Raw genomic sequence first — 16656 nt, forward strand, 5'->3', positions numbered from 1 at the left:
GTCCGCCCCACGACGGCCACTCTATCTGCCTAGGAGCACAACATGAAAAAGACCTTGGCCATTCTGGCTGCCCTTGTGTCGTTGAGCGTTCACGCCAACGAAAAACTCACCGTCGGCGCCACGCCGGTGCCGCACGCGGAGATCCTCGAGTTCGTCAAACCCACCCTGGCCAAGGAAGGCGTGGACCTGGACATCAAGGTCTTCACTGACTTCATCCAGCCCAACCAGCAGCTTGCCCTGAAGAACCTCGACGCCAACTATTACCAGTACCGGCCGTTTCTCGATGACTACAACAAGACCCGTCACACCGATCTGGTGCCGGTGGTCGGTGTGCACATCGAACCGTTCGGGGCCTATTCGACCAAGATCAAAAACATCGCCGAACTGAAGGATGGTGCCACGGTTTCCATCCCCAACGACCCGGTGAACACTGGCCGCGCACTGGTGCTGCTGCACGAGGCCGGGCTGATCAAACTCAAGGACCCGAGCAACACCCTGGCGACTCAGCGCGACATCGCCGAAAACCCTAAGCATTTGAAAATTCGTGAACTGGAAGGTGCGTTGCTGGCGCGTTCGGTGAGTCAGGTGGACCTGGCGTTCGTGTTTGCCAACTACGCTCTGGAAGCGGGGATCGACACCAACAGCGCGTTGATCGTCGAGAAGGGCAAGAGCCTGTACATCGAATTCCTGGTGGCCCGCCCGGACAACATCAACGACCCGGGTTTGCAGAAACTGGCCAAAGCGTTGAATTCCGATGAAGTGCGGCAGTTCATCTTGACCCGTTATAAAGGGCAGATTGCGCCGGGGTTCTAATCTTCAGCCATTTTGAGGACGCCATCGCTGGCAAGCCAGCTCCTACAGGGGGCGCGTGTTATTCGAAAACTACGCAAATCCTGTAGGAGCCGGCTTGCCGGCGATGGCCGCGCCGCTTATTCCGGATCTGTCCCAGATTCCAACAGCTGCGCCCCCGGCCCCCGATCACCCAACACATCACCAAAATTACGCAACGGACACGCCTCCATCGACAAACACCCACAGCCGATGCAGCCGTTGAGCGTGTCCCGCAGCAAGGTCAACTGATTGATTCGCTCATCTAGCTCCCGGCGCCATTGCGCCGACAACACCTTCCAGTCCGCCGCCGTTGGCGCGCGGTTATCCGGCAGGGTTTTTAACGCCTCGCCAATCTCCGCCAGCGGAATCCCCAAGCGCTGCGCCACTTTGATCAACGCCACCCGCCGCAACACTTCACGCGGATAGCGCCGCTGGTTGCCCTGATTGCGCGTGCTTTTGATCAAACCCCTGGCTTCATAAAAATGCAGCGCCGTGACCGCCACGCCGCTGCGGGCGGCGACTTGGCCGACGGTGAGTTCTTTATGCAGTTGTTGCGAGGTGATCATGTGAAAAATGTCCCTTGACCTCTAGTTAACTCGAGGTTTTACCCTGCAGGCCTTCGGATCGCAAGATCCGGCTTACACGTCAGTGGGGACTCTTCATGCAAGCGCCAGAGAAAAATCGAAGCTTCACCCAATTGATCGAATTCGAGATCGAACCCCATCAACAGTCCGCCCTGGTGTCGGCGCTGTCGTTACAGACCGAACGCCTGGCCCAGCGTTACAGCGGTTTTCTCAGTGCGAGCATCCAGGCCAGCGACGATGGCCGGCGGGTGCTCAATTACCTGCAATGGCAAACGCGTGAGGCGGGGGAAGCCGCGTTTCAGGGTTTTGAAAGCGGCGAGCAGGATTTCTGGCAACTGATCCGCGCCCATCAGGCGAAAACCGTGACGTTCGGCTCGTTCCAGGTGCTGCACAGCCTGGAACGCAGCCACGACAACGCGCTGCATTGCAATTTAGTGGGCTAAATCGACAGCTGCATCAAGCGCTCGCCCTGCACGTTTTCCGTGGGCCGGCGCTTGTTCACCGCCAGTTCGCCGATCTTGATCAGGCGCGTGCGTGTGACGTTGCGGCTCAAACCCAGCAGTGCGGCGGTGTGCACCTGGTTGTAATGGCTGAAACGGTAAGCCGCGCGCAGCAAGGCGTCCTCGACTTTCTCGTGCAGCGCGCCGGCCTGTTCCTCGAACAGCTTTTGAAACGCGCGGTCGAGCAAGGCTTCCGGTGAATCGTCGAGCTGGCTGTGGTAATCGTCCTGACGCTCGATGCGCATGTTAGACAGACGCAGGTCATCGCGCTCGATCACGCCGTTACGGCAGATCAGCAAGGTGTGGTGAATGACGTTTTCCAGTTCGCGGATGTTGCCCGGCCAACTGTAACTGCGCAGTTTCAGTTCGGCTTCCTTGCTGATGGTGATGGTGCCGTAGCCGAGGCGCTGACTGTAGGCTTCGACGAAGTGACGGGTCAGCGGCAGGATGTCGCCGGGGCGATCACGCAGCGGGCTCAGTTCCAGGCTGACCACGTCGAGGCGGTAATACAGGTCCTCGCGGAAATGCCCGGCGTTGATGGCTTTTTCCAGTTGTACGTTGGTCGCCGCCAGCACGCGCACGTTGATTGGAATGCTTTTGCGCGAACCCAGGCGCACCACTTCGCGCTCCTGCAACACCCGCAGCAACTTCACCTGAATCGCCATCGGCAGATCACCGATTTCATCGAGGAACAAGGTGCCGCCGTCGGCCTCTTCGAACCAGCCGGCCTTGGCGCTCAAGGCACCGGTGAACGCACCTTTTTCGTGGCCGAACAACTCGGCCTCGACCAGGGATTCAGAGAACGCGCCGCAGTTGACGGCCACAAACGGGCGGTTGCGCCGGGCGCTGAGGTTGTGGATATGCCGCGCCACCAGCTCCTTGCCGGTGCCGGTTTCGCCGATGATCAGCACGCTGGCTTCACTCGGCGCGACCTGTTGCAAATGCGCGAGCAAGGCCTGGGATTTCGGGTCTTCGAACACTTGCGCGGTGGCGCGGATCGACGTGGCCAGGGCGGGCGAGGGCGGTAAGGTCAGCAGTTGCATGGGGGCAGGCTCCATGAGAAGGCTATGAATAGAAAGTCGGAATCGGCAGGGACTGGTTCAACGCCCAGTCGCCCAGTTCATGGAGTTTGTAATCCACCGGGTCGTGCAGGGTTTGCGTGCGCAGGTTGCGCCAGTGGCGGTCCAGGCGCAGTGAGGCGTGAGTCGAGCGCGCACCGGTCACTTCGAACAGCCGGCTACAGAGTTCGAGGCCGTTGCGCGTGGCGGCGACCTTGGCCGTGGCAATCGCGGTGGCGAGGTGTCCACGTTCTTCGGCGCTGAGGTTCGGGCCTTTCGCCCAAGCCTTGTCGAGCAAGTCGGCGGCGCGTTCCACCAGCAAGCGAACGCCTTCGAGCGCAACCCAGAATTCGCCGTAATGGCCGAGCACATACGGGTCCTGACGCACATCCTGAGCGCTGGATTTGTGCCACGGGCGGGTTTCGGTGAGGGTGTATTGCCGCGCTTCTTCGAAGGCACCTTCGGCGATGCCGAGGAACATGTGCGTGAATGTCAGCTGCGCGATCAATGGCCGCAGGCAGGCGAACGGTGTGCTCAGCGGACCCGGATCGAGCAGCAATTCCGATTCTTCCACGCGCACCCGCTCGAACGAAGCGCTGCCGCTGTCGGTCTGGCGCTGGCCCATGTTGTTCCAGTCGTTGTGCAGGGTGATGCCGCTGCGACCGCTGGGGATGGCCGCAATCAACAGCTTGCCGCCGGCGCTTTCATCCACCGCCGAGGCGATCAGCATTTCCGAATCGCTGGCGCCGGAGCAGAAACTTTTCTTGCCGGAAAACTCGCGCCAGCCACCGAGTTTTTTCACCACGGTGCGGGTGTCCAGCGGGTTGAGGGCATTGCCCCAGAACCAGTTCTTGCGTGCGGTCTGTTCGAACCACGGCTGCCACTGCTCGGGTCGGGCGAACAGGCGCACGGTGGCGAGCATCAGGTGATGAAAGCCGAAGACGTGGGCAATCGAACTGTCGACCTTGGCGAATTCGCGCACGATGGTCAGGGTTTCGCTCCAGCTGGCGCCGAGGCCGCCGTACTGGGTGGGAATGCTCAACGCGAGCAGACCGCTTTGGCGCAGGGCGTCACGCTCGGCTTTCGGCGTACCGCCACGTTCGTCGCGCTCGACCGCGGTCAAGGCAAACTCGGCGGCCAACTGGCGGGCGGTTTGCAGGGGGGATAACAGGGCGCTTAGCGGCTTGGCAGTCACGCGGGGTTCCTCAATAAATTCAACACCGATTCCCTGTAGGAGCGAGCGGTGCGGCGGTCCGACTTGCCCGCGAAAGCGTCGTATCAGCCAACATCCATTTTGAATGTCCGGACGCTTTCGCGGGCAAGCCTCGCTCCTACAGGTAGTAGGTGGGTCAGGCCGTGGCTTTGGCGGGCAGCACATCATTGGCGATCATTTCGCCAAACGGCCCGGTGAGGTTGGTCACGCCACGCCCCGCCAGGCTCGCGTACGGTTCAGGCAACAGCGGGAACACCAGCTCGGCAAAGCGATACGCCTCTTCAAGGTGCGGATAACCGGAGAAGATAAAGCTCTCGATCCCCAGGTCCGCGTATTCCTTGATCCGCGCCGCCACTTGCTGCGGGTCACCCACCAGCGCCGTGCCGGCACCGCCGCGCACCAGGCCGACACCGGCCCACAGGTTGGGGGCGATTTCCAGGTTGTCGCGACGTCCGTCATGCAGCGCCGCCATGCGCCGCTGGCCTTCGGAGTCAAAGCGCGAGAACGACTTTTGCGCGGCGGCGATGGTCTCGTCGCTGATGTGCTCGATCAGTTTGTCGGCGGCTTTCCACGCCTCTTCGGCCGTCTCGCGAACGATCACGTGCAAGCGAATCCCGAACTTCACCGTGCGCCCGTTGCGTGCTGCGCGCTCACGCACATCAGCGAGTTTTTCCGCGACGGCGGCCGGTGGTTCGCCCCAGGTCAGATAGACATCGACCTGCTCGGCGGCGAGTTCATGGGCGGCTTCAGAGGAACCACCGAAGTACAACGGTGGATAGGGTTTCTGCACCGGCGGATAAAGGGCCTTGGCGTTTTGCACTTGCAGGTGTTTGCCTTCGAAGTCCACCGCTTCGCCTTGCAGCACGCGACGCCAGATCTGCAGGAATTCGTCGGTGACTTCATAACGCTCGCTGTGGTCGAGGAAGATCCCGTCGCCACGGTTTTCGTCCGGGTCGCCACCGGTGACCACGTTGATCAGCAAGCGGCCGTTGGACAGACGATCCAGTGTCGCGGCCATACGCGCCGAGACCGTCGGCGAAATAATCCCCGGACGAATTGCCACCAGATAGCGCAGGCGTTCGGTCAGCGGCACCAGCGCCGAAGCGATGACCCAGGAATCCTCGCAGGAACGCCCGGTGGGAATCAGCACGCCGTGATAGCCGAGGCTGTCGGCGGCCTGCGCGACTTGTTTCAAATAGTTGAGCGTTACCGGGCGAGCGCCCTGGGTGGTGCCCAGGTAATGGCCATCGCCGTGGGTCGGCAGAAACCAGAAAACATCCATGAAAAGATCCTTAAGCGATTTTCAGCAGATTTTTGGGGTGCACGCCGAACAACGGCGCGGCGCGTTCTGCAGCAAGGCGAATGCGGGCCTTCAAGGGCTCACTGGTTATTTGGTAATTGGCGAAATCGGCCTCGGTGGCGTAGACACCGATCGGCAGGGTCAGCGCCTGGAAGAAACTGAACAGCGGGCGCAGTTGGTGATCGAGCACCAGCGCATGCCGTTCGCTGCCACCGGTGGCGGCGAGCAACACCGGCGTATTGATTAGCGCGTTCAAGTCGATCAGGTCGAAGAGGTGTTTAAGCAGGCCCGGATAGGAACCGCGATAAACCGGCGCGGCGACGATCAGCAGGTCAGCGTTTTCGATGGCTTGCAGCTCGGCTTCGATGTCGGCGCTCAGCTCCTGGCGCGACAGGGCTGCGCCCAGTGGCCGGGCGATGTCGCCCAGTTCGATCAGCTTGCTCTCGATCGGCAATTGCCCGGCCAGTTCGGCCAACAGCGCCTGGGTCAGCACCAACGTGCGGGACGGACGCCAGGTACCGCCGGAGAGGGCAACGACTTTCAATGGACGCGACATGATCAGTTCCTTTTTAAACAGTTGCTCAGCGAGCAGTGAGTAGTCACAGGGCTTGAGCAAGAGATGTACCAATCCTTCGAGCCCACGATTTACGTGGCTTGCAGCGCATTGATGACTGCGTGCTGTTCGATTTTAAGGACTGTTTGTTGAATGACTGTTGCCTGGCAAACAGTTGCGTGGGCAACAGTTGTGTAAGGCGATGGGGTTGTTATAAAGGCTGTTTGTTATTCCTCAAAAGATCATTGAAAGATATTTATAGATCATTAGGAAATATGCACGTCCCTTGTAGGAGCCGGCTTGCCGGCGATGAGGCCCGAGAGTCATACGGTGTTCTTACGGTCGTCATCGCCGGCAAGCCGGCTCCTACAAGGTGGGGCAATTCGGCTTCAATACCCACTATCGAGAGCGTTGATTTCTGCCCATTCAAAGGCGCGAGTAGCCTGTGTTCATTGCCCCGAACCCAGATGCCAGGACGCCAGACCATGAAACCTCTACTCGCCACTTTCCTGCTGCTCGCCGTCTCCGTTCTCGCCGGATGTGCCAGCCACGTATCCCCGGAACTGCGGCCCTACACCGCCGAGGAAACCCGTGAACTGGCACTGGAATCGCTGAATCGTCGCGGTTTGTCCTTCGATGAATACCACGCGAAAAAAGCTGAATTGCTCGGTCAGCCACAGAAATCCTTCAGCTTCGACAAACAAGGCGAAATGAACGCCGAGCGCACTGTTCAACTGCACGGTCGCCCAAGCTGAGCGACTGTACTGCTCGAAGTTTCACCCAACTGTCCATGGGTTTCCCGGCAGGCGTGCGATAGGGTCAATACCTGAATGACCCTGACGGACTGCCACCAATGACGCTCTCGCTCGATCTGCTGCTGGGCTTCGCCCTGTTCGCTCTCGTTACCTCGATCACCCCCGGCCCGAACAACACGATGTTGCTGGCATCGGGCGTGAACTTCGGCTTTAACCGCACCATCCCCCACATGCTTGGCATTACCTGCGGGTTCTTCGTCCTGGTGGTGGCGGTGGGTTTTGGTCTGGGTGCAGTGTTTCAAAGCTATCCGTTGCTCTACACCGTGCTGCGCTACGTTGGCGCGGCGTATTTGTTGTACCTGGCGTGGAAAATCGCGCATTCCGGGCCGGTATCCGACGGCGAGAACGGTGAAAGCAAACCGATCAGCTACCTCGGCGCGGCCGCATTCCAGTGGGTCAACCCCAAGGCCTGGATCATGGCCATCGGTGCCATCAGCACCTACACGCCGATGCAGGGCTATTTCACCAACGTCATCGTGATTGCGGCGGTTTTCGCCCTGATCAACCTGCCGAGCGTCGGCGTCTGGGCTGCGTGCGGCACGCTGCTGCGCAACGTGCTCAAGGACCGCCGCTGGTTGCGCGTGTTCAATTGGGGCATGGCCGCGTTGCTGGTGGTTTCGCTGTATCCGTTGATGCTGGAAAGCTTTAGCTGACGCATTGCTTCAACCGGTTGCCCGATGCCTGTTAAGCTCGACTTCAGGAGCGTTCCTACGCACTTTCAAGTGAAGTCGTACTTTCTTAACGCATCCGATCAGGTATTGCTGGCGCACGGGTTGCCAGCACCTGATCCCGGAACAAGCTCTGCGAGTCTTTTATGAATAAACGTCCGTTGTATTTCGACTACGCCGCCACCACGCCGGTGGACGAGCGGGTCATCAAGGTCATGGTCGAGTGTCTGGGGTTTGCCGGGAACTTCGGCAATCCTGCGTCCAGCTCCCATGCATTCGGCCAACAGGCCCGGCAATCGGTCGAGCAGGCGCGACAGCAAGTCGCCGGGCTGGTAGGGGCGCAAGCCGACCAGATCGTCTGGACCTCCGGCGCCACCGAATCGAATAACCTCGCCCTCAAGGGCGTGGCCCAGGCTCGCGGGGTGTCCGGCGGGCACATCATCACCAGCCAGATCGAACACAAGGCGATTCTCGACACCGCAAGGCAATTGCAGGATGCCGGTGTTGCCGTGACGTATCTGGTGCCCGACGCGCAAGGTCTGATTACCCCGCAAGCGGTCAGCGAAGCGATGCGCGAGGACACCTTTCTGGTGTCGCTGATGCTGGTCAACAACGAGTTGGGCACGGTCAATGACATCGCCGCCATCGGCGAGGTCGTGCGGGCCCGCGAGGCGTTGTTCCATGTCGATGCGGCCCAGGGCGCGGGGAAAGTGGCCATCGACCTGGCGCAATTGCCGGTGGACCTGATGTCGTTCTCGGCGCACAAGATCTACGGTCCCAAAGGCATCGGCGCGCTGTATGTCGGGCCTCGCGCGCAACAGCGTTTGCAGGCGCAGATTCACGGGGGCGGCCATGAAGGTGGCTTGCGTTCCGGGACCCTGGCGACTCACCAGATTGCCGCCATGGGCGTGGCGTTCGCCTTGGCCGCGCAACTGTTCGATGAAGAGAAAGCCACGATTGCGCGCCTGCGCGAGCGCTTGCTCGAACACCTGTCGGGCATTCCCGGCGTGCGCCTCAATGGCAGCGCGACCCAGCGCATCCCTCATACTTTGAGCCTGACCTTCAGTGAAGGCGAGTTCAACTCCGCGGCGTTGAGCGCATCGATTGCGTTTTCTGCGACCTCGGCCTGTAATTCCGCGAGCAATGCGCCGTCTCATGTGCTGCTGGCACTGGGGCATGACGCCCGCTCGGCGAGCCGCACCATTCGCTTGAGCCTGGGGCGTTTCACTACCGAGCAGGACATCGACCAGGCGGCACAACTGATTAAAGCGGCCTGCGCCAGTGCCCCGGCATTCTGGCAATAAGGCCTCAAGTGCCGACGTTGATCGGCACTCAACAATAATGATGAAGTGATTAGCAGGAGACATGATGAGTACGCAGCCTTCGATCAATGGATCGGTGCCCGAGCGCCTGGCGCACACCCGCAAGCTGATGAGCCGGGAGGGCATTCACGCCCTGCTGGTGCCGTCGGCCGATCCGCACCTGTCGGAATACCTGCCGGGCTACTGGCAAGGACGGCAATGGCTGTCGGGCTTTCATGGCTCGGTGGGCACGCTGATCGTCACGCCGGATTTTGCCGGCGTCTGGGCCGACAGCCGTTATTGGGAGCAAGCGACCAAGGAGCTTAAAGGCAGCGGCATCGAACTGGTCAAGCTGCAACCGGGTCAACCCAGCCCGCTGGACTGGCTGGCCGAGCAAACCCCTGAAGGCGGCGTCGTCGCGGTAGACGGTGCGGTGATGGCCGTGGCCTCGGCACGTACGTTGGGAAGCAAGCTCGAAGAGCGCGGCGCCCGTTTGCGCACTGACATCGATCTGTTGAGCGAAGTCTGGAGCGATCGTCCGACGTTGCCGAACGAGCCGATCTATCAGCACCTGCCGCCTCAGGCGACAGTCAGCCGTGGCGAAAAACTCGCCAACCTGCGCGAGGTGTTGAAAGAGCGTGGCGCCGACTGGCATTTCATTGCCACCCTCGACGACATCGCCTGGCTGTTCAACCTGCGCGGCGGCGATGTGTCGTTCAATCCGGTGTTCGTCTCTTTCGCCTTGATCAACCAACAACAGGCAACCCTGTTCGTGGCCTTGAGCAAAGTCAGCGCCGAGCTGCGCGCGGTCCTCGAAAAGGACGGCGTGACCCTGCGCGATTACAGCGAAGTGGCCGACGCCTTGCGCGCAGTGCCGAGCGGCTCGAGCCTGCAAGTCGATCCGGCACGCGTCACCGCCGGTTTGCTGGATAACCTGAACAGCGGCGTGAAACTGGTCGAAGGCCTGAACCCGACGACATTGGCCAAATCGCAGAAAAGCCTGGCCGATGCCGAGCATATCCGTAAGGCCATGGAGCAGGATGGCGCGGCGCTGTGCGAATTCTTCGCCTGGCTGGAGTCGGCGTGGGGCCGTGAACGCATCACCGAACTGACCATCGACGAACACCTGACCGCAGCGCGTACGCGTCGTCCGGATTACGTGTCGTTGAGTTTCAACACCATTGCCGCGTTCAACGCCAACGGGGCGATGCCGCATTACCACGCGACCGAAGAAGAGCACGCGGTGATCGAGGGCGACGGTCTGTTGCTGATCGACTCCGGCGGCCAATACCTGGGCGGCACCACCGACATCACGCGGATGGTGCCGGTCGGTACGCCAACCGCTGAGCAGAAGCGCGATTGCACGCGAGTGCTCAAGGGCGTCATTGCGCTGTCCCGTGCGCAATTCCCTCGGGGCATTTTGTCGCCGTTGCTGGACTCTATCGCCCGTGCGCCAATCTGGGCGGAAAACGTTGATTACGGTCACGGCACCGGGCACGGCGTCGGCTACTTCCTCAACGTTCACGAAGGCCCGCAAGTGATTGCCTATCAAGCTGCTGCTGCGCCGCAAACCGCGATGCAGCCGGGCATGATCACCTCCATCGAGCCGGGCACCTACCGTCCGGGTCGCTGGGGCGTGCGGATCGAGAACCTGGTGTTGAACCGTGAAGCGGGGAAGAGCGAATTCGGTGAGTTCCTGAAATTCGAAACCCTGACCCTGTGCCCGATCGACACGCGCTGCCTGGAACCGTCGTTGCTGACTCAGGACGAAAAACAGTGGTTCAACGCGTATCACGCCGAAGTGCGCGAACGCTTGAGCCCGCTGGTCGACGGTGCAGCCCTTGAGTGGCTGAACACTCGAACTGCTGCTATCTGATCGGCTTGAGTTCAGGCGCTGCTTCCAGCGCCTGGCTCATGTAGTCGACAAAGGCTTTGACCCTGGCGGATTGGCGACGATTCGCCGGGGACACAGCATGCATCGGCAGTGACTGCGCGGTGTAGTCCTGCAAAATCGCAGTCACCCGCCCGGCTTTCAAGTCTTCGCTGAACAGCCACACCGGCGACAACGCAATCCCCAGTCCCCCCAGCACCATCTCGCGGATTGCCTCCGAGTTGTTGCTTTGCGCATTGCCCTTGATCCGCACCTCGTGGCGTTGATTGTTTTTCTCGAAAACCCATAGATTCTGACTGTTCAACAGATTGAACTGCAGGCAGTTGTGCCCGCTCAGTTCTGCCGGTGTGTGCGGTTGGTCGTGTTTTTTGAGGTAGGCGGGCGCTGCGACAGTTACGCGGTGGGTGGTGCCGATGTGACGGGCGATCAGGCCGCTGTCATTCAGTTCGCCGATTCTGAAGGTGACGTCCAGTCCTTCGCTGACCAGGTCCTGGTTTTGATCACTCAGTTGCAGGTCGATTTCTATGTCGGGATGGCGCTCAAGGAATTGCGCCAGGCGCGGGGCAATCTGCAAACGCCCGAAGCTGACCGATGAGCCGATGCGCAGGTGACCGGCAATGCGCTCCCTGTCGGACTGGAAACTGTGCTCGGCCGCATCGACGGCTGCGAGGATTTGTCGACATTCGTCGTAGTACCGCTGACCTTCATCCGTCAGGGAAAGCTGGCGGGTGCTGCGTGCAATCAGTTTTCCGCCCAGTCCGGTCTCCAGCGCCTTGAGCACTTTGCTGATGGTGGGCTGGCTGGTCTGCATCTCTCGGGCAACGGCAGAAAAGCTGCCGCGTTCGACGACCCTTACGAAGATCGCCATTGCATTGAGTTTGTCCACGGGAGTTCTCATTGATGCCGGATAGGCATGGTCACTATAGCTATTTGGCGTCTTATCAGCATGAGTCGGTTGGCCGAAGATTTATCCCACAGCCACCTCTGACGGAAATATGCGAAATGACTGACTCACTTGAAATGCACGCTCTGATTGTCGACTCGGCCAACGCGCCGCTACGCTTGGTTTCCATTCAACGGCCGGTGCCGGAAGCAGGGCAGGTATTGGTCCGGATCAAAGCCAGCGGGGTAAATCCACTGGACGGAAAAATCCGTTCGGGCCAGGCCGCCCACGCGCGTCAGTCATTGCCGGCGGTGTTGGGCGTTGATCTGGCGGGAACTATCGAGGCGTTGGGGGAGGGGGTCAGTGGATGGCTGCCGGGCGATGAGGTTTATGCCATGGCCACCGGCATTGGCGGGGTGCAGGGTTCGTTGGCGGAGTACGCAGCAATCGATGCCAGACTGCTGGCGCGCAAGCCAGGCAATTTGAGTATGCGTGAGGCGGCGGGGTTGCCGTTGGTGTTGATTACGGCGTGGGAAGGGTTAGTGGACCGGGCGCGGGTGCGTGCGGGGCAGAAGGTGCTGATTCATGGCGGTGCGGGTGGTGTGGGGCATGTGGCGGTGCAAATAGCCCGCGCCTTCGGTGCCCAGGTGTTTGCCACCGGTTCTGCCAGGCATCAGGCAATCATCGAAGGCTTCGGTGCGACGTTTATCGACTATCGCCAGTCTTCGGTCGAGGAATATGTAGCGCAACACACGGATGGGGAGGGCTTCGATATCGTCTACGACACGGTGGGCGGTGAGACCCTGGATGCGTCATTCAAGGCTGTACGGGTTTATCACGGTCATGTGTTGAGTTGCCTCGGTTGGGGGCAGCACAGTTTGGCGCCGCTCTCGTTTCGTGGCGCAACCTATTCCGGCGTGTTTACGTTATTGCCGTTACTCACCGGCATGGGGCGCGAGCGTCACGGGGAGATTCTTCGTGAGGCGGCTCTCTTGATCGAGGCGGGCAAGCTGAAGCCGTTAATGGATCCTCGGGCGTTCACTCTGCAAACCGCCGAGGCCGCCCATGAGCTGCTGGTTTGCGGAGCGGCTCAGGGGCGGTTGGTCATCGAGATTTAACGCAGGGCTTCAATGACGAAGTCCAGTCGATCCTGGCCGAAAAACAGCTGGTTATCGACGAACATGCTGGGGGCGCCGAACACGCCGCGTTGCACCGCTTTCTCGGTGTTGTCCTTGAGCGCTGCCTTGACGTCTTCATCGGCGGTCAGGGCCAGCACTTCGTTGGGGTCAAAGCCGTTCTGCGTCAACACTGAAGCGACGGTCGCCGGGTCATCGAGGCTGCGTCCCTCGACCCAAAGCGCTTTAAACAGGCAGTCGATGAATGCCTGAAAGCGTTCGGGATGGCGTAACTGCATGCCAGTGACGGCGCGCATCAGCATCAATGTATTAATGGGAAAGTGCGGATTGAACTTCAGTGGCACGCCATAACGTTTGGCGTAGCGGTCCAGGTCCTGAAACATATAGAGGCCCTTGGCCGGAATGGTCGCGGGGGAGGCGTTGCCGGTGGCTTTGAAAACGCCGCCCAGCAGCATCGGGATGTACACCAGTTGGCTGTCTGTCTGCTCGCAGATTTTCGGCAGTTGGGTATAGGCCAGGTAGGTGGCAGGGCTGCCGAGGTCGAAGTAGAACTCAACGGTTTTGCTCATGTTCAATGCGCTCTGATTATTGTTATTGGGGAGGGCTTACCAGCGTTCGCTCCAGGGGCGCAGGTCCAGCTCGAAGGTCCAGGCGTCACGGGGCTGACTGTGCAGGTACCAGTAGTTCTCGGCGATGTGTTCGGGATTGAGGATGCCATCCTGATCCTTGGTGGCGTACTTCTCGGGAAAGGTGTCGCGGATAAAGTCGGTGTCGATAGCGCCGTCAACGACGACGTGGGCAACGTGGATATTCATCGGCCCCAGTTCGCGGGCCATGCTTTGAGCCAGTGCGCGAATGCCGTGCTTGGCACCGGCGAATGCTGCAAATCCGGCGGCACCCCGCAGGCCGGCGGTCGCGCCGGTAAACAGAATCGTGCCCCGCTGACGCTTGGCCATGCGCTTGGCCACTTCACGGGCATTGAGAAAGCCTGAGAAACAGGCCATTTCCCAAATCTTGAAATACTTGCGAGCGGTTTCTTCGAGAATGCTGCACGGCACATTGGCGCCGATGTTGAACACAAACGCTTCAATGGGGCCGATCTGGCTTTCAATCTGCTCGACCAGCGCAATCACGTCCTCTTCCTTGCGCGCATCACAGGCAAAACCATGGGCTTCACCGCCTTCTGCGTTGATGGCGTCCACCAATGGCTGGAGTTTGTCCGCACTGCGCCGGGTGACACAGGCGACAAATCCTTCTTCAGCAAAACGTTTGGCAATAGCTCCACCAGTAGCATCACCGGCGCCGACAACCAGTACGACCTTCTTATTATTCATGAGGTGCTCTCTTTGCTAAACGATCGTTAACTAAACGAACGTTATGCTACGATTCGGCAGGCGTCAAGATGATCAATACAGAGGGCAAGGCAATGCGTTACTCGGCCAATCACAAACTGGAAACCAAACAGAAGCTGCTGGAAAGCAGTGCGTTGTCGGCGAAGAAGTCGGGTTTCGCAACGGTCGGTGTCGATGCCTTGATGAAAGCGATCGGCTTGAGTGGCGGGGCTTTCTACAGCCACTTTTCGTCGAAGGATGAGCTGTTCGCTTCAATTGTCGAGCGTGAGCTGGTTCAAAGCCTGGAACGATTGGGGGCGGATCAGGACCGTGACAGGCTCGAGCGCTGCCTGAAGCATTATTTGAGCATGTCCCATGTCGAACACCCGGAGTCGGGGTGTGCCTTGCCGGCATTGGGCGCCGAAATAGCCCGTTCAGACGTGCTGGTCCGGCAGCAGGCGGAGAACTGGATTTGTCGGCTACAAGAGAGTTGGGCGCGGATTCTGGAGAGCGACAGCCTGGCATGGGCGGTTCTGTCGCAATGCATCGGTGCGTTGGTTGTGGCGCGAATGCTCGCCACCCCTGACATCCAGCGCACGGTACTGAAGTCCAGTTACGATGAGATCAGCCGTCAGATCGCCGGTCCACGGACCTGAAGAGGCGGCCTATTTGCAGATGACGATCATGCTGCGGCTGGTATAGCCGGCCGGGTTGAGACCAAACGGATAATCGCCAGGTTCTTCCACGCCATCCCCTGATTTCGCGATGACCTTGTATCCCTTGGGTGCACAGGAGTTAGCTGCGCTGGTGTAGCACTTGTCCCAGGATGACGACAGCCCGGAACAGTTGATATGCAATCCTTTCTTGCCACGTTTGGTATGAGTTTCCGAAGTCGCCGCGCAGCCCGCAATTGCAAGTATGGCGATCAGTATCAAAATTCGTTTCATTGCTGTCCTTATAGCGTCCCCGGATCTTTGCGCCCGGGTCTGGCCGTGTTCGCTTTAGCTTGAAGCGTTCTTATATCCCTATCGTGAAAAGTCCATGTCTGACACTGGGTTACGGGCCTAAACATGGCCTAATTGCGCGGCAAATACCAGACCTTCGTCAAATCCTGTATTAATCCGCCGCAACCGCAGGTTTTGTTGCACTGCCCATGGTCATGGTTGCACCGACGGAAGCCAGAATGATGCACATGATAGCCATCCACTGTGACAGTGAGAGGTATTCATGGAGGAACAACAGACCTGACAGGGCACCGAACGCAGGTTCAATACTCATCAGCGTGCCGAAGGTGCGGGCTGGCATTCGGGTCAGGGCGACCATTTCCAGCGTATAGGGCAGGGCAGTGGACAACAGGGCGACGCCGATCGCTATGGGAATCAGCGATGGCGTCAGCAGCGCGGCGCCGGCATGCACAATACCGATAGGCGCTACGAACAGTGCGGCAATCATGACGCCCAGTGCAGCAGTCTGTACGCCATTGTCTGCACCGGCCTTCTGGCCGAATAGAATGTACAACGCCCAGCAGACTCCGGCCCCCAAGGCATAACCCGCACCGACCAGATCGATACCGGCAGTCGTGGCTCCCGTGGGTATCAACAACAGCAACCCGGTGGCGGCCAGTGCGATCCATAAAAAGTCGATCGCGCGACGTGAGGCATAAATAGCGACCGCCAACGGCCCGGTGAACTCCAGCGCTACCGCGATTCCCAATGGGACAGTGCGTAGGGACATATAGAAGAGGAAGTTCATGCCGCCGAGTGCCATCCCGTAGACAATGACCGTGCGCAAGGATTTCGCTGTGAGCTTCGCCCGCCATGGGCGCAGCAGTATCAGCATGATTACGCTGGCGAAAATCAACCGCAGGGTCGTTGTCCCCTGCGCACCGATAACCGGGAACATGCTTTTGGCCAGGGAGGCTCCGGACTGGATCGACGCCATGGCTATCAATAGCAGGCCAACCGAGAACAGGGTCGAGGCAAGGCTGCGGGGGTGGTCATTCATTGCGTGGCATCGTCCAAGGCAGGAAACGAACGTATTGTTCTAGTGTTGGGCAATATACTGCGCATTCAAGGTGTTCGCGTCTATATATAAGCAGTGATTTTGAGCATCCTGATAGAAAGGCTAAATTAGGGGTTGACGGCAGATTCTGGAAGTCTATAATTCGCCCCACTTCCGGCGCAGTCGAAACGGAAAACTCCTTGGTAAACAAAGAGTTACGCAGTTTTCGACAGCGAGTTGCTTCAGGTCATCGAAGCGCAGAAGGAGTTGAAAGAGCGGTGTTGTTTGGCTCTTTTGACGGTTCGATCTTCTCGGTCGAAAGCGGAGAAAAAGAGGTGTTGACAGCAGCGAGTAACGCTGTAGAATTCGCCTCCCGCTAACGAGAGATCGGAAGCGCAAGTGGTTGAAGTTGCAAAGGAAACTTTGAAAACTTCTGAAAATAACCGCTTGACAGATATAGAGGACGCTGTAGAATGCGCGCCTCGGTTGAGACGAAAGATCTTAACCAACCGCTCTTTAACAACTGAATCAAGCAATTCGTGTGGGTGCTTGTGGAGTCAGACTGATAGTCAACAAGATTATCAGCATCAC

The 16656-nt window shown here is 59.4% G+C and carries 18 protein-coding genes; 8 read left to right on the plus strand and 10 right to left on the minus strand.

Features of this window, described 5'->3' with window-relative positions:
• Positions 1-42: 42 nt before the first annotated feature.
• Complete coding sequence (locus KGB24_RS20410) at positions 43-813, plus strand: MetQ/NlpA family ABC transporter substrate-binding protein (protein ID WP_008032622.1); 771 nt, start codon at positions 43-45, stop codon at positions 811-813.
• Positions 814-929: 116 nt separating this feature from the next.
• Here KGB24_RS20410 and soxR read toward each other — a convergent pair whose 3' ends face one another.
• Positions 930-1397 carry a redox-sensitive transcriptional activator SoxR gene (soxR, locus tag KGB24_RS20415; protein ID WP_223415872.1) on the minus strand — a complete coding sequence of 156 codons (468 nt, stop codon included), beginning with the start codon at positions 1395-1397 and terminating at the stop codon, positions 930-932.
• Between the two features lie 95 nt (positions 1398-1492).
• Between soxR and KGB24_RS20420 the strand changes: the two genes are divergently transcribed.
• The gene (locus KGB24_RS20420) at positions 1493-1858 is read left to right on the plus strand and encodes an antibiotic biosynthesis monooxygenase (protein WP_207286744.1); all 366 of its coding nucleotides are present in this window, start codon (positions 1493-1495) and stop codon (positions 1856-1858) included.
• Here KGB24_RS20420 and KGB24_RS20425 read toward each other — a convergent pair.
• The 4 genes from KGB24_RS20425 to msuE all read right to left on the minus strand — a co-directional run bounded on the left by KGB24_RS20425 (position 1855) and on the right by msuE (position 6042).
• Entirely contained in the window at positions 1855-2958 is a 1104-nt protein-coding gene (locus KGB24_RS20425) for a sigma-54 interaction domain-containing protein (RefSeq protein ID WP_008032617.1), read from the minus strand. The two genes, KGB24_RS20420 and KGB24_RS20425, sit on opposite strands and share 4 nt — an antisense overlap.
• 22 nt (positions 2959-2980) lie before the next feature.
• On the minus strand, positions 2981-4168 hold the full coding sequence (locus KGB24_RS20430) for an acyl-CoA dehydrogenase family protein (protein ID WP_032829030.1): 1188 nt from the start codon (positions 4166-4168) through the stop codon (positions 2981-2983).
• Between the two features lie 154 nt (positions 4169-4322).
• Positions 4323-5468, minus strand: a complete 1146-nt coding sequence (ssuD, locus tag KGB24_RS20435; RefSeq protein ID WP_008032614.1) for an FMNH2-dependent alkanesulfonate monooxygenase — start codon at positions 5466-5468, stop codon at positions 4323-4325.
• A gap of 10 nt (positions 5469-5478) precedes the next feature.
• Positions 5479-6042, minus strand: coding sequence for an FMN reductase (msuE, locus tag KGB24_RS20440; protein WP_008032612.1), 564 nt, complete (start codon positions 6040-6042; stop codon positions 5479-5481).
• Positions 6043-6524: 482 nt separating this feature from the next.
• On the opposite strand from msuE, the gene KGB24_RS20445 reads away from it, so the two are divergent.
• From KGB24_RS20445 to KGB24_RS20460, 4 genes are all read left to right on the plus strand, one after another.
• Positions 6525-6794 (plus strand): hypothetical protein, encoded by a 270-nt coding sequence (locus KGB24_RS20445; protein WP_008032610.1) that lies wholly within the window; start codon positions 6525-6527, stop codon positions 6792-6794.
• Positions 6795-6892: 98 nt separating this feature from the next.
• A complete protein-coding gene (locus KGB24_RS20450; protein ID WP_008032608.1) occupies positions 6893-7507 on the plus strand; it encodes a LysE family translocator in 615 nt (204 codons plus the stop codon).
• A gap of 161 nt (positions 7508-7668) precedes the next feature.
• Complete coding sequence (locus KGB24_RS20455) at positions 7669-8826, plus strand: cysteine desulfurase family protein (RefSeq protein ID WP_008043024.1); 1158 nt, start codon at positions 7669-7671, stop codon at positions 8824-8826.
• Positions 8827-8890: 64 nt separating this feature from the next.
• Positions 8891-10699: an aminopeptidase P family protein gene (locus KGB24_RS20460; protein ID WP_223415873.1), complete on the plus strand. Its 1809-nt coding sequence runs from the start codon at positions 8891-8893 to the stop codon at positions 10697-10699.
• On the opposite strand, the gene KGB24_RS20465 is transcribed toward KGB24_RS20460, so the two are convergent.
• The gene (locus KGB24_RS20465) at positions 10692-11612 is read right to left on the minus strand and encodes a LysR family transcriptional regulator (protein ID WP_223415874.1); all 921 of its coding nucleotides are present in this window, start codon (positions 11610-11612) and stop codon (positions 10692-10694) included. The two genes, KGB24_RS20460 and KGB24_RS20465, sit on opposite strands and share 8 nt — an antisense overlap.
• A 104-nt stretch (positions 11613-11716) precedes the next feature.
• Here KGB24_RS20465 and KGB24_RS20470 point away from each other — a divergent pair, with 104 nt between their 5' ends.
• Entirely contained in the window at positions 11717-12715 is a 999-nt protein-coding gene (locus KGB24_RS20470) for a zinc-dependent alcohol dehydrogenase family protein (RefSeq protein ID WP_223415875.1), read from the plus strand.
• Here KGB24_RS20470 and KGB24_RS20475 read toward each other — a convergent pair.
• Both KGB24_RS20475 and KGB24_RS20480 read right to left on the minus strand, forming a co-directional pair.
• A complete protein-coding gene (locus tag KGB24_RS20475) occupies positions 12712-13302 on the minus strand; it encodes a 2-hydroxychromene-2-carboxylate isomerase (protein WP_223415876.1) in 591 nt (196 codons plus the stop codon). The genes KGB24_RS20470 and KGB24_RS20475 overlap by 4 nt on opposite strands.
• A 36-nt stretch (positions 13303-13338) precedes the next feature.
• Positions 13339-14067: an SDR family oxidoreductase gene (locus KGB24_RS20480; RefSeq protein ID WP_223415877.1), complete on the minus strand. Its 729-nt coding sequence runs from the start codon at positions 14065-14067 to the stop codon at positions 13339-13341.
• Between the two features lie 92 nt (positions 14068-14159).
• Between KGB24_RS20480 and KGB24_RS20485 the strand changes: the two genes are divergently transcribed.
• A complete protein-coding gene (locus KGB24_RS20485; RefSeq protein ID WP_223415880.1) occupies positions 14160-14720 on the plus strand; it encodes a TetR/AcrR family transcriptional regulator in 561 nt (186 codons plus the stop codon).
• Positions 14721-14729: 9 nt separating this feature from the next.
• On the opposite strand, the gene KGB24_RS20490 is transcribed toward KGB24_RS20485, so the two are convergent.
• Positions 14730-15011, minus strand: coding sequence for a hypothetical protein (locus KGB24_RS20490; RefSeq protein ID WP_008032597.1), 282 nt, complete (start codon positions 15009-15011; stop codon positions 14730-14732).
• Between the two features lie 169 nt (positions 15012-15180).
• On the minus strand, positions 15181-16068 hold the full coding sequence (gene rhtA, locus KGB24_RS20495; protein ID WP_223415878.1) for a threonine/homoserine exporter RhtA: 888 nt from the start codon (positions 16066-16068) through the stop codon (positions 15181-15183).
• Positions 16069-16656 lie beyond the last annotated feature (588 nt).

It is taken from the genome of Pseudomonas sp. BF-RE-25 (genome assembly GCF_019956105.1).
GTDB classification, from domain to species: Bacteria; Pseudomonadota; Gammaproteobacteria; order Pseudomonadales; family Pseudomonadaceae; genus Aquipseudomonas; species Aquipseudomonas migulae.